A 16,290-nucleotide genomic window follows, 5' to 3' on the forward strand; every position below is an offset into this window, starting at 1 on the left:
TTATCTTACAAATTGGCGCTGCTCGCGCAGGAGCGCTCGATAGCGCGTCTGGCTGCCACGCAGATGGCGGCGCATGGCCTCGCGGGCCGCCTCTTCGTCGCCGGCGGAAATCGCGGTGACGATGGCGTTGTGCTCCTGCATGATGAGCTTGATATAGGCTGCCTGATCTTCCTCGCTTTCTTCGTTGCGCAGGGCCGCGCGCGGAATGATGCTTTTGCCGATCATGGCGAGGAAATCACGGAAGCGGCTGTTGTTGGTGGCTTCGGCAATGGCCAGGTGCAGGGCAAAGTCCGCTTCGCTGGTGGGTTTGCCGGCTTCCAGGCAGGCCTGCACCGCGTAATGACAGTCGAAGATCACTTCTTCCTGGGCTGGTGAGCGGCGCAGCGCCGCAAGGCCGGCGGCCTCCACCTCGACGGCGGTGCGCAGTTCGAGGAATTCGATGACGGAGGAGACGCGGGCGTGGTCGATGTTGTCGATGGACATCGGGGCGGGTGCTGCGGGCCCGGGCGGATCAAGCACGAAGACGCCGGCGCCCTGGCGGGCTTCGACCAGTCGGTCGGCCCTCAGTGCCGCGATGGCCTCGCGCACGACCGTGCGGCTGACCCCGTGCGTCTCGCCCAACTGGGCCTCGCTCGGCAGCTTGCTGCCCGGCGGAAACTGGCCCGCCGCGATCGCCTGTCGCAGCGTATCGCTGAGCCGCGACGCCAGCGTTCCGGATCCGTTGGGCATTCTGCTGTGCGTGGCCATGTTCATCAAGAGACCTCTTTCCCTGCCAGTCTGGACCCGGTCGGCAGGGCCTGCCGGATCGATTGTTCCCATAGCTGTACCGTGTTGACGCTGATCTGCCAACATGTATGATAAATTGATGTGGCAACGAGACAAGTTTTGTCTTGTCTTCGCCCCCAAGGAGGATTCTGTGAAGAGACTTTTGATTACCGGTGCCGCCGGTGCGCTGGGCCGTGCCATGCGCGTGCGGCTTGCCCCTTTCGCCGAGACGTTGCGCCTTTCGGACATTGCGAACCTCGGTGAGGCCGGCCCCAACGAGGAACTTGTCCAGTGCGATCTGGGCGATGCGGCCGCTGTCAACAGGCTGGTCGAGGGCTGTGATGGCATCCTGCATCTGGGCGGCATTTCGGTGGAGGACAAGTTCTCCAAGATCATGAACGCCAATCTGCTCGGGCTCTATAACCTCTACGAGGCGGCGCGTGCGCATGGCCATCCGCGCATCATTTTTGCCAGTTCCAACCATACCGTCGGTTTTTATCGCCAGGACCAGCATATCGACACGACCGCGCCGATGCGCCCCGACGGGCTCTACGGTGTGTCGAAATGTTTCGGCGAGGCGCTGGCTCGCATGTATTTCGAGAAATTCGGCCAGGAAACGGCTTTGGTGCGCATCGGCAGCTGCATGGAAAAGCCGACCAATCATCGCATGCTGTCCAGCTGGATGTCCTATAGCGATTTCAGGCTGCTCATCGAATGCGCCTTCCGCGCGCCGATGCTGGGCTGCCCGATCATCTGGGGCGTTTCCAACAATGACAGCAAATGGTGGGACAATTCGCACGCCGCCTATCTGGGCTGGAAACCGCAGGACAACGCGGAAAGCTACCGTGCGGAACTGGATGCGACGCTCGGCAAGCCCGATCCCAAGGCAGCACTGCACGTCTACCAGGGCGGCAATTTCGTCAACGATCCGATCTTCCCGGAAGGTTGATCCGACGGTCCCCATGGGCTCTCACACAGTCCCATCCGTCCGTCGTACGCCCCGGCTGCTGCCCAAGCACCGGGGCGTCTTTTCTTGGCGGCTCAGTCGTCCGAATACCGCTGTTCGCGCCACGGATCACCGCGCATGTGGTAGCCGTTCTTTTCCCAGAAGCCCGGTTTGTCCTGCCGGGTGAATTCGATGCGCGTCAGCCACTTGGCGCTTTTCCAGAAATAGAGATGCGGCAGCACGAGCCGCATCGGTCCGCCATGTTCGCGCGTGATCGGCTGGCCTTCCCAATGGGTGGCGAGGATGGCGTCTTCGGCGGCGAAATCCTCAAGCAGCAGGTTCGTCGTGTACCCGTCGAAACTGGTCAGCATCACCGCATCGGCCTCGGGTTTCGGATGCACGAGGTCGAGAAGATCGCGCACCATCACGCCAGCCCACGCATTGTCATAACGCGACCAGGTGGTGACGCAGTGAATGTCGGAGACCGCTTTCGTCTGCGGCAGGGCGAGAAAGCCCTTCCAGTCGAGGGTGACTGCGCTTTCCACTTCGCCCCGGATGTCCAGCCGCCACTGCAGTTCGGAGATCTGCGGCTGCTGGCCAAGGTCGAGCACCGGCCAGTTCTTCACCAGATGCTGTCCCGGCGGCAGGCGATCGGTCTCCGGCCGGCTGATCCGCCCGGTCAGGAAACGGCCCTCGGCGGCCCATTTGCGCTTCGTGGTCGTCAATTTGCTGTCTGTCGGATCGGCCGGCGTGTCGGTCATGGTGGCCTCCTTGAGGGTCTCGCACAGGATGTGGCGCGTCTGCCGGATTAGGTGGGTGTTCCTTGGCAATCGTCAAGCAAGCGGTTGTTTGGCGCCAGTGTTCGTTTGGATATGTTTCATGAAATATAACGCTGGCAATCCAGCGCGAATGCCTTATGGTTTCCTGGTCATTTTGACCCTTCGGGAAAACACATGCACACGCGCCGCAGCCTGTTTCGTGCCCTGTCCGTCTGTCTCGTCGCTTTCGGCGGCGTGTGTAGCGGTTTGCCGGCTGCAGCGGCGGACAAGGTGACCGTTTTTGCCGCCGCCAGCATGAAGACGGCGCTCGATGCCGCCAATGCCGCCTATGCCAAGCAGATGGGGGTGCAGGTAACGACCTCCTATGCCGCAAGCTCGGCGCTTGCCAAACAGATCGAGGCCGGCGCACCGGCCGATGTCTTCATCTCGGCCGACCGGGACTGGATGAACTATCTTTCCGAGCGCAAGCTCATCAGGGTGGAGAGCCGCATCGACCTCCTCGGCAATGCCATCGTGCTCGTCTCGGCCAGGGACAAGGCAAAACCGGTGGAGATCAAGCCGGGTTTCGACCTTGCCGGCCTGCTCGGACCGGACGGGCGCCTCGCCATGGGGGCGGTCGAGAGCGTTCCGGCCGGCAAATACGGCAAGGCTGCGCTGGAAAATCTGGGTATCTGGGCGACGGTTTCCGCCAAGGTTGCGGGAGCGGAGAATGTCCGTGCCGCGCTTGCGCTCGTCTCGCGTGGCGAGGCGCCCTACGGTATCGTCTACGCAACGGATGCGGCGGCGGACGAAGGCGTAACTGTTGTCGCCACCTTCCCGGCTGACACGCATCCGCCGATCATCTATCCGGCAGCGCTTGTCTCCCAATCTCCGTCGAAGGCCGCTGCCGATTATCTTGCCTTCCTGACATCGGAGCAGGCCGCGGAGTTTTTCCGGTCGCAAGGCTTTACGGTTCTGAAGTAGCATCCTGCCGCAGCGGGTGAGGGAGCAGTGATCCAGTCTTGAATGCGTGGACCTTGAGTGCCGAGGAGTGGACGGCGATCGAACTCAGCCTGCGGGTGGCACTGGTTGCGACGCTGGCCAGCCTGCCGTTCGGTGTGCTGATCGCTTATGTGCTGGCGCGTGGGCGGTTCTGGGGCAAATCGCTGCTGAACGGGCTCGTGCATTTGCCGCTCATCCTGCCGCCTGTGGTGACCGGCTACATCCTGCTGATCCTGTTCGGACGGCGCGGCCCGATCGGCGCCTTTCTCGACCAGAGCCTCGGCATCGTCCTTTCCTTCCGCTGGACCGGGGCGGCGCTCGCCTGCGCCGTCATGGGCTTTCCGCTGATGGTGCGCTCCATCCGGCTCTCCATCGAGGCGGTCGATCAGAAGCTGGAAGAGGCTGCCGGCACGCTCGGCGCCTCGCCACTCTTCGTGTTCCTGACAGTCACTCTGCCGCTGATCCTGCCCGGCGTGATTGCCGGCATGATCCTCGCCTTTGCCAAGGCCATGGGCGAGTTCGGTGCGACGATCACCTTTGTCTCCAATATTCCGGGTGAAACGCAGACCCTTTCTGCCGCGATCTACACCTTCACCCAGGTGCCGGGCGGCGATGCCGGCGCGCTCCGCCTGACCCTGATCGCGATCGCGATTTCCATGACGGCGCTGTTGGTGTCCGAATGGCTGGCGCGGCTTGTCGCGAAAAGAGTTCAGCCATGACGCTTTCGGTCGAGATCCGCCATCACCAGGGCGACTTTTCGCTTGATGTAGCCTTTGCTGCGGAGGGCGGCGTGACGGCACTGTTCGGCCCCTCCGGATCAGGCAAGACTTCCATCCTGCGCATCCTCGGCGGGTTGATCCGCCCGGATGCGGGGCGGATCACACTGGCGGGCGATCCGTTGCTCGATACACATCGCCGGCTGTGTATCCCCGCGCATCGGCGCCGGTTCGGGTATGTCTTTCAGGAGCCGCGGCTTTTCCCACATTTGAGCGTGCGCCAGAACCTGACCTATGGACGGTGGTTTGCCGGTCGGACCGGAGGGCGCGCCGACATGGACCATATCCTCGACATGCTGGGCATCACCCATCTTCTGGAGCGGCGCCCGGGCACGCTGTCGGGCGGCGAGAAACAGCGTGTTTCTATCGGCCGGGCGCTTTTGTCGTCGCCCCGCCTGCTTCTGATGGATGAACCGCTGTCGGCTCTGGATGAGGCGCGCAAGGCAGAGATCCTTCCCTATCTGGAACGGCTGCGCGACGAACTGGACCTTCCCATTCTCTATGTCAGCCATTCGGTTTCGGAGGTGGCGCGGCTGGCGGACCGCGTGGTGGTGCTGGCCGATGGCCGGGTGCAGGCGGTGGGCAGCGCCACCGACACGCTGGGGAACCTTGCCGATGCGAGCGGCCGGGAGGCGGGAAGCGTGCTCACCGGTGCCGTCTCGGCGCTGGATCCGGAAACAGGACTTGCCACGATTGGTTTCAGGGGCATGTCGCTCGTCGTGCCGCCGGCGCATCTCGTTGCAGGGCAGCGGGTGCGGGTTCACGTGCCGGCTCGCGATGTTCTCGTGGCGACGGAAAAACCCGCCGGCATCAGCGCGCTGAATATCGTACCGGGGCAAATCTCGAAGCTGACGGGGGTGGCGGGCGGCGTGGTGGATCTGGCGATCGATTGCGGTGAAGAGACGCTTCACGCACGTATTACGGAAGTCTCCGTTGGCCGGCTGGAACTTGTGGTTGGCAGGCCCGTACATGCCATCATCAAGACGGTCGCGCTGGAGCGGCCGTGATCGCCAAAACGTGATCAGAGCGCCATATTGCGGCGCAACAGAGCGGCATTTTTCCATTTGACGTCCTTAGGCTTCGGGATTACCTCAAAGGCGTGCACGGTTCCGTGCGCATCTTCCTGAAACCGACCCCCGAGGGGATCATGCCCAGTAACGATCATAGTCGATTGACCGTGCCGTTTGCGGCTGCCGCGCTGAGCTGATCTCATCATCGGCTCCCTCGCGACGGGCCGCAGACGGCCGGTCGCTCGAAGGAGGTGAGCCATGAACGCAACCATCCGCTTTTTTGCCGATCATCTGCGCCGTTCTGCCGTGCGCAAGGATCCGAACGAAATCTTTGCAGAACGCCTGACCTTCGGGGATCGTCTGGCGGATCGTATCGCCGTGATCGGTGGCTCCTGGAGCTTCATCATCGGCTTCATGCTCTTCCTGATCGGTTGGTCGATCCTCAACACGGTGGTGCTGGCCGCCAATGCCTTCGACCCGTTTCCGTTCATCTTCCTGAACCTGATGCTGTCGATGTTGGCTGCTCTCCAGGCCCCGATCATCATGATGAGCCAGAACCGCCAGGCCGCGAAAGACCGTCTGGCTGCCCGGCTGGATTATGAAACGAACCTTCGCTCGGAAGCCGAGATCGCCAACCTGCATGCCAAGGTCGATGCTTTGTCCGGCGACATTGCCATGCTGATCCGGCTGCAGGTGGCCGGTGATGGCGCCAAGACCGAGGAAGCGCTCGGCTGAACGCTCAGGCGGCTGATACAGGCGGGAGCGATGCCGGTTATTCCGGCGTCTCTCCCGCTTCCGGCTTGCGCTTTGCCTCCAGCCATTCGATGTCCGCCTGCATGGCCTCTGTCGCCTTCTGTTCCATCTGGCGGAAGCGGGTCACCAGCAGCTCGCCGAAGGGCGTCAGCTGCGCACCGCCGCCCTGTTTGCCGCCGCGCTGCGGTTCAACGGCAGGTTCCTCGAACATCTGGTTCAACGCATCGACGAGCAGCCAGGCGCGGCGGTAGGACATGTCCATCGCACGGCCGGCCGCCGAGATGGAGCCGGTCTCGCGGATGTGTTCGAGAAGCTCGATCTTGCCGCGCCCGAGCCGGTGGGCCGGCGGAAAGTCGAGCCGGAGCACCAGTCTGATCGGCTGCGTCTCTGTGTTGTGCGTGTCTGTTTCGTCCATGGCGCAAGGCACTCTCTTCCACGTCATGGGTGTAGCAGCCACCGGCCTTTCGATCCACCTGCCGGGTCAAGCCGCGGCAATCTTTACACTTTCGAATGTCGTAATCCTTTCAATTGACAACCTCCTGTTTGCAGCAGAAAACTTGGGCGCAATACCGCCAAGCTTCCGGGGGGACATGATGTCTAAGCGCGCGTGGTTCGGGATTTCTCTGCTTTTGGCGATCGGCATCGTGGGGCAACCCGCGGTGGCGCAACAATCTCAGCGGCAGATCGAGATTTCGGAGGATTCCGATTATCCGGGCTTTGACCTGCGGACCGACAAGAACGTGTCGCAGGCGCAGTGCGAAACCGCCTGCCTGAAGGACAAGAGCTGCCGCGCCTTTACCTACAACGTCAAGGCGAAGTGGTGTTTTCTGAAATCCGACTACGGCCTGATGAATGATTTTGCCGGTGCGGTGGCCGGCAAGGTGGTGGTGGCCGGTGCCGAACCGGATCTCGGCGCACCCCCGACGCTGTCTTTCCTGTCCTCCGAGGTGATCGGCCAGGCGAACAGTCTCTATGACAATCTCGGCATGCCGATCGAGATGACGGGCCAGGGGCTGGAGAGCCTCAAGGCGTTGGCGCAGCTGGAAATCGTCAATGGCAATATACCGGCTGCACTGACAGCCCTCACCGGCGCTCTGTCGATCGAGCCGGATGATGCCGATCTGTGGAACGAGATGGCCCGCGCCGCCGGCACGATCCGCGGCGATGCGGAGTTCACCACCAAGGCCCTGCTGGCCGCGATCAACGCCTATGATGCCTCGCGCACGGCGCCTCAGCGCGCCGAAGCGCTCGCCCAGATCGGCGAGGCGCTGGAGGCGCAGGAGAATCATCGTGGTGCGATCAGCGCGCTTGCCGAAAGCGTCGATCTCGTCGCATCGCGCACCGTGCAGTCGCGGCTGAACGAACTGCAGGAACGCTGGGGTTTTCGCGTCGTCGATCATTCGGTTGATGCCGATGCGGCAAGCCCGCGCGCCTGCGTGCAGTTTTCCGAAAAGCTCCTGAAGTTCGGGGCCGACTATTCCAGCTTCGTGACGCTGAACGGTGCCGCCCCGAAGGCGGTGGAAGCCAAGGACCAGCAGATCTGCGTGGAAGGTCTCACCCATGGCGAGCGCTACAAGCTGTCGCTGCGCCGCGGCCTGCCGTCCTCCGTTGGCGAGGACCTTCGGGCAACGGTCGATCTCGACATCTATGTCAAGGACCGGAGTGCCTCGGTGCGCTTTACCGGTGACAGTTTTGTTCTGCCATCCACGGCGCGCCGCGGCATTCCGCTCGTTTCCGTTAATACTACCAGCGCCAACCTTAAACTTTACCGGATCGGTGACCGCAACATTGCGCCGCTGCTCGCCCAGTCGCAGTTCCTGACGCAGATGGACGGTTATACGGCCGGCCAGATCGAGGAGAACAATGGCGAACTGGTCTGGCAGGGTTCGATCGAGATTACCCAGGACGTCAACAAGGATGTCGTCACCAGTTTTCCGGTGGACGAGGTGCTGCCGAAGCGCAAGCCGGGCGTCTATGTTCTGACAGCGACCGCCGGAACCGGCACGGTCAACGAGTGGGACAATCAGGCGACGCAGTGGTTCGTTGTTTCCGATCTCGGCCTCTCCACCTATGCCGGAACCGATGGCCTGAACGTCTTCGTGCGTTCGCTGGCAACGGCGGAACCGGCGGCCGGCATTGATCTGCAACTGCTTGCCAAGAACAACGAGGTGCTGGGCACCGCCAGGACCGATGCGGATGGCCGCGCCGTCTTCAGCGCCGGGCTCATCCGCGGCACGGCCGGCATGGTGCCGGCGGTTCTGACAGCCTCGAAGTCCGGCGAGGACTATGTTTTCCTCGACATGACGCGGGCAGGCTTCGATCTTTCCGATCGTGGCGTGACGGGCAGGCCGGCGCCGGGCGCGATCGATGTCTACGCCTGGACGGAACGCGGGATCTATCGTCCGGGTGAGACGGTCCATGCGGCGCTGCTGGCGCGTGATACCGAAGCTCAGGCGATCGATACGCTGCCGCTGACCTTCGTTTTCCTGCGCCCGGATGGCGTGGAGGATCGGCGCATGACCGGCAGTGGCACGCTCGGCGGTTATGCCGTCGACCTGCCGACGCTGGCAACCGCGATGCGCGGCACCTGGACGCTGCAGGTCTTCACCGATCCCAAGGGTACGGCGATTGCGGAAAAACGGTTCCTGATCGACGATTTCGTGCCGGACCGTATCGAGTTCGATCTTGCGAGCGAGGCCAAGGAAATCATCGTTGGCGATGAGACCTGGGTAACCGTCGATGGGCGTTACCTGTATGGCGCCCCGGCGGCCGGTCTTTCGCTGGAGGGCGAGATCGTTCTGCGCCACACCCGTGAGCGGGAGGCCTACAAGGGTTATTTCTTCGGCCTTGCGGATGAGGAGGCGAGCGAAGCGGAGCGCCTGCCGCTTGAGGATCTCGGGGTTCTGGACGAGGAGGGCAAGACAAGCTTCGATGCCGGCCTGACCGAACTTGCCTATACGACGCAGCTGACGGATGCGGATATCGTGGTGCGCCTGAAGGAAGGCGGCGGGCGTGCCGTCGAGCGCAAACTGACGCTGCCGGTGCGCGCCGATGGCGACCGGATCGGCATCAAGCCCGAATTTTCCGGCGATCTGGCCGAAAACGCGGTCGCCAATTTCAACGTGATCATGATCGGCGATGACGGTGCCCGCAAGGCAGCCGGCGATCTGCGCTGGAAACTCGTGAAGATCGAACGCGATTACCAGTGGTATCGCGAGGGCAGTTCCTGGCGCTACGAGGCCGTCAACCGCACCCGCCAGGTGGCGGATGGAAAGGTGTCTGCCGATGCCGCCAATGGCGGGCGGGTTTCCGTGCCGGTGCAATGGGGCCGCTACCGGCTGGAGGTTGAGACGGCGGCTGCGGACGGCCCCGCCAGCAGCGTCGAATTTGATGCCGGCTGGTTCGTCACCGCCAGCTCGACCGAGACGCCGGACGCACTCGAAGTCGCGCTCGACAAATCGAGCTATAAGGTGGGCGAGACAGCGAAGCTCAAAGTCTCGTCGCGTTATGCCGGCCAGCTGATGGTCACGAGTGGTGCCGAGACGCTGATCTCCGTGCAGAACGTTGCACTCGGCGAAAAAGGCGGCGAAGTGTCGATCCCGGTGACGGAAGCCTTCGGTGCCGGGGCCTATGTCACGGCGACGCTCTATCGACCCGGCAATGCGCAGGAAAGCCGCATGCCGATGCGGGCGATCGGCATTAGCTGGCTGAAGGTCGATCCTGAGACCCGTGATCTGACGGTGTCGCTGACGGCGCCGGACAAGACCTTGCCGCGCCAGCCGCTTCCCATCGAGGTGCAGGTGGCCGGCGCCGGGATTGGTGAAGAGGCCTATGTGACGGTTGCCGCCGTGGATGTCGGCATCCTGAACCTCACCCGTTACGAACCGCCGGCGCCGGACAACTGGTATTTTGGCCAGCGGCGCTTAGGCCTGGAAATCCGCGATATCTATGGCCGCCTGATCGACGGCTCGTTGGGAGCCACCGGGCGATTGCGCACCGGCGGCGACGGTGGCAGTGCTGCGCTGCAGGGCAGCCCGCCCAAGGAAAAGCTCGTCGCCTTCTTCTCCGGCATCGTCAAGCTCGATGCCACCGGCAAGGCGCGGGTTTCCTTCGATATTCCGCAGTTCAACGGCACGGCGCGTGTGATGGCGGTTGCCTGGAGCAAAAACGGTGTCGGCCATGGCACGAAGGATGTGGTGATCCGCGATCCGGTGGTGCTGACCGCCAGCCTGCCGCGCTTCCTGGCGCCCGGCGATGAAGCGAGCCTTCGCCTCGACATTGCCAATACCGATGCGCCGGCGGGCGATTACCAGCTGAACATTGCCACCAATGCGATGATCGCCACCGATGCGGCGCGCGCAAGCCGCACCATCCGGCTGGAGGCGGGCGGCAAACAGAGCCTGCGCCTGCCGCTGAAGGGCATGCGGACCGGTGATGGCGAGGTGACCCTGACGCTTGCCGGCAACGGGCTCTCCGCCATGGAGCAGGTGCTCTACGTTCCGGTGCGTCCCGCCGTTCTGCCGGTGACCGAACGGCGCGTGATCGCGCTGGCACCGGGCCAGAGCCTGACGGTGGATGGCAATCTTCTGGCGGATGCGCAGCTTGCCGGTGCTTCCGTTGCCCTCAGCGTGACCCGTGCTGCCGATTTCGATGTGCCGGCGCTTTTGATGGCACTCGACCGTTACCCGTATGGTTGCGCCGAGCAGACGACGAGCCGCGCCCTGCCGCTGCTTTATCTGTCGGAGCTTTCAAAACAAAACGGGCTGGCCGATGACACGGAGATTAAAAAGCGTGTCCAGGATGCGATCTATCGTGTGCTGTCTTACCAGTCCTCCTCCGGCAGTTTCGGCCTCTGGAGTCCGGGTTATGGCGACAAGTGGCTCGATGCCTATGTCTCCGACTTCCTGACGCGCGCCCGCGAGCAAGGGTACGACGTGCCGGAACAGGCGCTGGTGCAGGCGCTGAACAATCTGCAGAACGCGCTTGCCTATGATGTCAACGTGAAGGACCAGGGTAGCCAGATTGCCTATGCGCTCTACGTTCTGGCGCGCAACCGTAAGGCCTCGATCAGCGATCTGCGCTATTATGCCGATACGATGCTCTCAGACTTCCCGACGCCGATGTCCAAGGCCCATCTCGGCGCAGCGCTGGCGCTGTATGGTGATGCCCAGCGTTCCAAGACGGTGTTCAACGCGGCGCTGCAGATGACCGAGCAATCGGTTGTGCAGCCGGTCAGCCTGTCGCGGTCTGATTATGGTTCGCTTCTGCGCGATGGGGCGGCGGTGCTGGCGCTTGCCGCCGAAAGCCGGCCGGTGCCGGCGATCGTGCCGCAGCTCTCACCGGTGGTGGCGAAGGCGTGGCGCAACAAGAAATATACGAGCACGCAGGAACAGGCCTGGATGCTGCTCGCGGCGCGCGCGCTGCAGCAGGGGGATGAAAGCCTGAAGGTGGAGGTGAACGGTGCGCCGCAGGCCGGCCGTTATGCCAGCCGCATGACGGGCGATGCCCTGTTGCAGAAGCCGGTGACGCTGACGAACCGCTCGAATGATCCGGTCTCGGCGGTGGTGACCACGGTTGCTGCGCCCACGACACCGCTTGCCGCTGGCGGCGACGGTTTTGCCATCACGCGTGCCTATTACACGATGGATGGCGAGGAAGTCAGCGTCAGCGAGGTGGCGCAGAACGAGCGTTACGTGGTGGTGCTGACTGTCAACGAAAGCAATGACTGGGCCTCGCGTATTCTCGTGCAGGACCTGCTGCCGGCCGGTTTCGAGATCGACAACCCGAACCTCGTCAACAGTGCGGAGCTGTCCAATTTCGAATGGATCGGCGAGGTGCAGGCGGCGCATACGGAATTCCGCAACGACCGGTTCGTGGCGGCCTTCGACCGTAATGCCGGCGACAATCGCGAATTCTCCTTCGCTTATGTCGTGCGGGCGGTCACCCCCGGCACCTATGAGCATCCGGCGGCTTACGTGGAGGACATGTATCGTCCGCAATTGTCGGCCCGCACGGCGACCGGGCGCATGCAGGTGCGCGAGGCGCAGTAAGGGGCGATGCGGATCTGGCTGAAAGGGCTGATCGGGTTCGGTGGGATTGCGATCCTGGCAACCACCGGCCTGTTTGCCCTTGATGCCGCCGACCGGGCCTTTCCGCCGCCTCTGGCACAGGCCTCTCAGGTCTCTGCAGAGGTCTTCGATGCGGAGGGGCGTCTGTTGCGCGCCTTTGCCACGAAGGATGGGTTCTGGCGCCTGAAGACCGGTGCCGCCGATGTCGATCCGCAGTTTTTACGCATGCTGATCGCCTACGAGGACCGGCGTTTTTATGCGCATGGCGGGGTCGATCCGCAGGCGGTGTTGCGGGCCGCCTATCAGTTCGCAACCCATGGCCGGATCGTCTCCGGCGCCTCGACGCTCTCCATGCAGGTGGCGCGGCTGATCGAACCGCGCGACAGCCGCTCGGTTCTGGCCAAGCTGAAACAAATGGCGCGTGCCCTGCAGATCGAACGGCGGCTGTCGAAGGCGGAAATCCTCGACCTTTACCTGACGCTGGCGCCCTATGGCGGCAATCTGGAAGGGGTGAGGGCGGCAAGTCTTGCCTATTTCGGCAAGGAGCCAAAACGGCTGTCGGTGGCGGAGGCGGCACTTCTGGTCGCCCTGCCACAATCGCCGGAAGCCCGGCGGCCGGATCGTTTTCCCGAGGTGGCACGGGCGGCCCGGCAGCGGGTGCTGAGCCGCGAACAGGTGTCTGCGGCGGTGGGTGAAGGCGAGGTGGAGCGGGCGACGCTCGTTTCCGTGCCGCGGGAGCGGCGGCAATTGCCCGCACTCGCAGCCCATCTGGCAGAAGCCGCGCTGCGCAAGGCGCCCACTGACATCCGGCATACAACAACGCTCCGGAAGCCGATCCAGGAAGGGCTGGAATCAGTCGCCACATCGGTCGTGTCCAGCCTGCCGCCGAAAACATCGCTGGCGATGATCATGGCGGATTCGACCACCGGTGAAATCGTCGGTGCGGTGGGGTCGGCTGACTATTTCGACGCCTCCCGCTCCGGCTGGATCGACATGACACGCGTGCCGCGCTCGCCGGGCTCGACGCTGAAACCCTTCATCTACGGTCTTGCCTTCGAGGATGGGCTGGTGGCGCAGGAGACCATCATCGAGGATCGGCCCTCGGATTTCTCCGGTTACCGCCCGCGCAATTTCGACATGAGTTATCAGGGCGATGTGAGCGTGCGGCAGGCGCTGCAATTGTCGCTCAACGTGCCGGCGGTCCGGCTGCTGGAGGGCGTCGGTCCGGCAAAACTGATGGTGCGCTTCCGCCGTGCGGAGGTTCGTCCCATCCTGCCGGCGGGCGAGGCGCCGGGTCTGGCGATCGGGCTTGGCGGGGTGGGCTTGACGCTCAAGGAACTGGTGCAGCTTTATGCGGGCCTTGCCAATGAGGGCTGGCCGGTGCTGCTGGGGGATGGCGTGCACGAGGTGCCGAGCCGCGAACCGGCCCAGCCGCTGCTCGATCCCGTCGCCGTCTGGAACGTCACGGATGTGCTCTCCGATGTGCTGCCGCCGCAGGGCGCGCGCAAGCTCGGCATCGCCTACAAGACCGGCACGAGTTATGGCTATCGTGATGCCTGGTCGGTTGGCTATGACGGACGATATGTGCTGGGCGTCTGGGTCGGCCGGCCGGACAATGGCGCGGTGCCGGGCATCACCGGTTATGGCACGGCGGCACCCATCCTGTTCGAGGCCTTTTCCCGCTCCGGCGTGGCGGTGAGCCCGCACCCCTCTGCGCCGCCCGGTGCGCAGCGGCTGGCACTCTCCGACCTGCCGATCGGCCAGCGCCGTTATGCCGTCACGTCGACTGGTCTGGTGCGTTCATCGACGCGTGAACCGGCGCCACAGATCGTCTACCCGCCGGAAGGGGCGCGGGTGGATCTTGGCGCGCGCGCCGGCGCAGAGATCTCGCCGCTGGTGCTGAAACTGCAGGGCGGGCGCGCGCCCTTCCGCTGGCTTGCCAATGGCAAACCTCTGCCGGATCTGTCGCGCAAGCGGATTTCCGAATGGGTGCCGGATGGCGCCGGTTATTCGACGCTGACGGTGATCGATGCCGTGGGGCGGGCGGCGACCGTGCGGGTCTTTGTCGAGTGAGGTTCAGCCCGTGACGCGGGCAATGGCATGGAAGAACGTCCCGGTGACGAGGCCGCGCCTGCCGCCGGATCGGCCGATCGGCGTGCCGGTGCCATCGGCAATCTCGGCAAAGGCCTCGTCGTGGCCGGCATCCGTCACGCGCGCGTAATGGAATTCGTGGCCGCGGATCACGTCGCCCGTCTTGCCCATCGGGCCTTCCGCGAGAAGCTTCGCCTGGCGATAACCGAGATTCATCTTGCGGGTGGCGAAACTGGTGGAATGCGAGAGCAGACCGGTCATCGCATGGCGGTTCCCCTCGGCATCCTCCAGGCCCTCGCCCAGCACCATGTAACCGCCGCACTCGCCATGCACCGGCCGCGTTTCGGCAAACCGGGCCAAGCCGTTGCGGAAATGGTCTGCGGCGGCAAGCGTTGCGGCAAAAAGCTCCGGATAACCGCCGGGCAGCCAGCAGGCATCGCAGGCGTTTGGCGGCGCCTCGTTGGCAAGCGGCGAAAAGGGCACGAGCTCCGCGCCCACCGAGCGCCAGTGGCGGCCGAGATGCGGATAAAGAAAGGTGAAGGCGGCATCCGAGGCAATGGCGATGCGCTGGCCGGACGGAGGCAGATGGGCTGCCGTCGAGCCCGACTGAGGCGCAATCTCTGTTGCCAGCGAGAGGATGTGATCGAGATCGAGTGAGGTCTCCATCACATCGGCCAGACGGTCGATATGGTTTTGGATGGCCGGATGTTCGCTTGCCTGCACCAGGCCCAGATGCCGTTCGGGCAATGACAGTTCGCCATTGCGCAGGACGGCGCCGACAACGTCCAGGCCTGCCGCTTCGATTGCCGCCTTCGACAGCCGCACATGCCGTTCGCTGCCGGCGCGGTTCAGCACGACCCCCGCCATGCGGACGGCCGGATCGTAATGCCGGAAACCGACCGCGACCGCGGCTGCCGTCTGGCTCTGGCCGGAGACATCGAGCACCAGCAGCACCGGAATGCCGAGCAGCCGGGACAGATCGGCGGCCGAACCGGTGCGGCCCTCGCCGCCCGAAATCCCATCGAACAGGCCCATGGCGCTTTCGATGATGAGCAGATCTGTGCCATCCGCCGCCCCGGCCAGAAGATTCTGGACCAGTTCCGGCTGCATGGCCCAGCTGTCGAGGTTCAGGCCCTCGATGCCGGTGGCGGCGTGGTGAAAGCCGGGATCGATGTAATCCGGGCCGGACTTGATGCCGCGTACCCTGATGCCGCGCCTCGCGAATGCGCGCAACAGGCCGATGGTGACGCTGGTCTTGCCGGAGCCGGAGCGCGGCGCGCCGATGATGAGCGCCTTTGTCATCCGGCCGCCTCCTGTGGGACCAGCAGCCCGCGCATGCGGACGATCTCACCGATGACGATCAGGGCAGGAGCGGCAAAACCCTGCCGTTCGGCTTCCGTGGCAAGCGTGCCGAGCGTCGCCGTCAGCAGCCGTTCCTCTTTCGTGGTTGCCGCCATGATGATCGCCGCCGGCGTTTCCGCCGCACGGCCACCCTCGATCAGCAGCCTTGTGATGGTGGCGAGGTTCTTCAGGCCCATATAAACGACGATCGGTTCCCCGGTGCTCGCCAGCGCGGCCCAATCGAGATCGTCCGCTTCGCCGGCGGCATGGCCGGTTGCCAGCGTGATCGCCTTGCTCAAACCGCGCATGGTGGCCGGAATGCGAGTGGAGGCAAGGGCTGCGAGTGCAGAAGTCATGCCGGGCAGGATACGGAACGGGATGCCGGCGTTTGCCAGCGCCTCGGCCTCTTCGCCACCCCGCCCGAAGATGAACGGGTCGCCGCCCTTCAGGCGCAGCACGCGTTTGCCCTGCCGCGACAGGCGAATGAGGGAGAGCGTGATGTCTTCCTGCGCGGTAGACGGCTTGCCGCCGCGCTTGCCGGCATAGATCACCTCGGCCTGAGGTGCGAAACTCAGCACCTCGTCGGAGACCAGCGCGTCATGCACCAGGATATCGGCCTTGCCGAGCGCATCCAGCACTTCCAGCGTCAGGTAGCGCGGATCGCCGGGACCGGCGCCGGCCAGCCACACATGGCCCGGATGAAAGGCGGGCAGGCGTTCAGCCAGAAGTTCGAAGGCAGGGTTTGTCATGCGGATGCCTTTTGCCGATGACGCAAGACCG

12 protein-coding genes are annotated in these 16,290 nt (G+C 64.0%); 7 read left to right on the forward strand and 5 right to left on the reverse strand.

The features are described from left to right. The gene (locus tag OU993_RS08515) at positions 1–729 is read right to left on the reverse strand and encodes a FadR/GntR family transcriptional regulator (RefSeq protein WP_442792889.1); all 729 of its coding nucleotides are present in this window, start codon (positions 727–729) and stop codon (positions 1–3) included. 187 nt (positions 730–916) lie between these two features. On the opposite strand from OU993_RS08515, the gene OU993_RS08520 reads away from it, so the two are divergent. Beyond that, positions 917–1,714 (forward strand): NAD-dependent epimerase/dehydratase family protein, encoded by a 798-nt coding sequence (locus OU993_RS08520; protein WP_268156173.1) that lies wholly within the window; start codon positions 917–919, stop codon positions 1,712–1,714. A 92-nt stretch (positions 1,715–1,806) separates the two neighbouring features. Here OU993_RS08520 and OU993_RS08525 read toward each other — a convergent pair whose 3' ends face one another. Continuing rightward, positions 1,807–2,472 carry a sulfite oxidase-like oxidoreductase gene (locus tag OU993_RS08525; protein WP_268156175.1) on the reverse strand — a complete coding sequence of 222 codons (666 nt, stop codon included), beginning with the start codon at positions 2,470–2,472 and terminating at the stop codon, positions 1,807–1,809. Between the two features lie 192 nt (positions 2,473–2,664). Here OU993_RS08525 and modA point away from each other — a divergent pair, with 192 nt between their 5' ends. The 4 genes from modA (at position 2,665) to OU993_RS08545 (ending at position 5,992) form a co-directional block, all read left to right on the forward strand. Continuing rightward, positions 2,665–3,453, forward strand: a complete 789-nt coding sequence (gene modA / locus OU993_RS08530; protein WP_268156177.1) for a molybdate ABC transporter substrate-binding protein — start codon at positions 2,665–2,667, stop codon at positions 3,451–3,453. Positions 3,454–3,491: 38 nt separating this feature from the next. Next, positions 3,492–4,190, forward strand: coding sequence for a molybdate ABC transporter permease subunit (gene modB / locus OU993_RS08535; RefSeq protein WP_268156179.1), 699 nt, complete (start codon positions 3,492–3,494; stop codon positions 4,188–4,190). Continuing rightward, positions 4,187–5,254: a molybdenum ABC transporter ATP-binding protein gene (modC, locus tag OU993_RS08540; protein ID WP_268156182.1), complete on the forward strand. Its 1,068-nt coding sequence runs from the start codon at positions 4,187–4,189 to the stop codon at positions 5,252–5,254. Before modB ends, modC begins: the two co-directional genes overlap by 4 nt. Positions 5,255–5,515: 261 nt before the next feature. Further along, the gene (locus tag OU993_RS08545) at positions 5,516–5,992 is read left to right on the forward strand and encodes a DUF1003 domain-containing protein (RefSeq protein ID WP_268156184.1); all 477 of its coding nucleotides are present in this window, start codon (positions 5,516–5,518) and stop codon (positions 5,990–5,992) included. 37 nt (positions 5,993–6,029) lie between these two features. Here OU993_RS08545 and OU993_RS08550 read toward each other — a convergent pair whose 3' ends face one another. Further along, positions 6,030–6,425, reverse strand: a complete 396-nt coding sequence (locus OU993_RS08550; protein WP_268156186.1) for a winged helix-turn-helix domain-containing protein — start codon at positions 6,423–6,425, stop codon at positions 6,030–6,032. A 178-nt stretch (positions 6,426–6,603) separates the two neighbouring features. Here OU993_RS08550 and OU993_RS08555 point away from each other — a divergent pair, with 178 nt between their 5' ends. Continuing rightward, positions 6,604–12,060, forward strand: a complete 5,457-nt coding sequence (locus tag OU993_RS08555) for an alpha-2-macroglobulin family protein (protein WP_268156188.1) — start codon at positions 6,604–6,606, stop codon at positions 12,058–12,060. Positions 12,061–12,066: 6 nt separating this feature from the next. Next, a complete protein-coding gene (gene pbpC, locus OU993_RS08560) occupies positions 12,067–14,151 on the forward strand; it encodes a penicillin-binding protein 1C (RefSeq protein ID WP_268156190.1) in 2,085 nt (694 codons plus the stop codon). 3 nt (positions 14,152–14,154) lie between these two features. On the opposite strand, the gene OU993_RS08565 is transcribed toward pbpC, so the two are convergent. Next, positions 14,155–15,471: a cobyrinate a,c-diamide synthase gene (locus tag OU993_RS08565; RefSeq protein WP_268156192.1), complete on the reverse strand. Its 1,317-nt coding sequence runs from the start codon at positions 15,469–15,471 to the stop codon at positions 14,155–14,157. Next, on the reverse strand, positions 15,468–16,259 hold the full coding sequence (cobA, locus tag OU993_RS08570) for a uroporphyrinogen-III C-methyltransferase (RefSeq protein ID WP_268156194.1): 792 nt from the start codon (positions 16,257–16,259) through the stop codon (positions 15,468–15,470). The genes OU993_RS08565 and cobA overlap by 4 nt, the downstream gene beginning before the upstream one ends. Positions 16,260–16,290 lie beyond the last annotated feature (31 nt).

It is taken from the genome of Rhizobium sp. SL86 (genome assembly GCF_026672545.1).
Classification (GTDB): Bacteria; Pseudomonadota; Alphaproteobacteria; order Rhizobiales; family Rhizobiaceae; genus Neorhizobium.

Excerpts from the sequence above, each read along its gene's own strand:
- modC (WP_268156182.1), top strand. The coding sequence starts at position 4,187 with ATGACGCTTTCGGTCGAGATCCGCCATCACCAGGGCGACTTTTCGCTT.
- OU993_RS08515 (WP_442792889.1), bottom strand. The coding sequence starts at position 729 with ATGCCCAACGGATCCGGAACGCTGGCGTCGCGGCTCAGCGATACGCTG.
- OU993_RS08555 (WP_268156188.1), top strand. The coding sequence starts at position 6,604 with ATGTCTAAGCGCGCGTGGTTCGGGATTTCTCTGCTTTTGGCGATCGGC.
- OU993_RS08565 (WP_268156192.1), bottom strand. The coding sequence starts at position 15,471 with ATGACAAAGGCGCTCATCATCGGCGCGCCGCGCTCCGGCTCCGGCAAG.
- modA (WP_268156177.1), top strand. The coding sequence starts at position 2,665 with ATGCACACGCGCCGCAGCCTGTTTCGTGCCCTGTCCGTCTGTCTCGTC.
- OU993_RS08550 (WP_268156186.1), bottom strand. The coding sequence starts at position 6,425 with ATGGACGAAACAGACACGCACAACACAGAGACGCAGCCGATCAGACTG.
- OU993_RS08525 (WP_268156175.1), bottom strand. The coding sequence starts at position 2,472 with ATGACCGACACGCCGGCCGATCCGACAGACAGCAAATTGACGACCACG.
- pbpC (WP_268156190.1), top strand. The coding sequence starts at position 12,067 with ATGCGGATCTGGCTGAAAGGGCTGATCGGGTTCGGTGGGATTGCGATC.
- cobA (WP_268156194.1), bottom strand. The coding sequence starts at position 16,259 with ATGACAAACCCTGCCTTCGAACTTCTGGCTGAACGCCTGCCCGCCTTT.
- OU993_RS08545 (WP_268156184.1), top strand. The coding sequence starts at position 5,516 with ATGAACGCAACCATCCGCTTTTTTGCCGATCATCTGCGCCGTTCTGCC.